The sequence below is a fragment of the Pseudomonas sp. SDO5591_S426 genome (assembly GCF_054070755.1).
This window is the reverse complement of sequence record NZ_JBSVXD010000425.1, coordinates 1-401: the sequence shown is the minus strand read 5'-3', so window position 1 is coordinate 401 and position 401 is coordinate 1. Positions and strand designations below refer to the sequence as shown.

The 401-nt window shown below is 61.1% G+C and carries 1 pseudogene; it reads right to left on the bottom strand.

Annotation, left to right across the window (positions count from 1 at the left end):
• Positions 1-401, bottom strand: a pseudogene (adh, locus tag ACW9JC_RS30425) (aldehyde dehydrogenase); the annotation flags it as partial.

Genomic DNA, 401 nt, shown 5'->3' with positions numbered 1-401 from the left:
GGATTGATGTCGTAGCTCACCAGCAGGTTTTTGGTCTGCTGGTAGTGATCGAGCATCATCTTGTGGGTTTCACGGCCGACGCCGGATTTCTTGTAACCGCCGAACGCGGCGTGCGCCGGGTACAGGTGGTAGCAGTTGGTCCAGACACGACCGGCCTTGATGGCACGGCCCATGCGGTAGGCGCGGTTGATGTCGCGGGTCCAGAGGCCGGCGCCCAGGCCGAACTCGGTGTCGTTGGCGATGGCCAGGGCTTCGGCTTCGTCCTTGAAGGTGGTGATGCTCACCACCGGGCCAAAGATTTCTTCCTGGAACACGCGCATTTTGTTGGTGCCCTTGAGCAGGGTCGGCTGGATGTAATACCCGCTCGCCAGGTTGCCCTCGAGTTTTTCCACCTTGCCGCC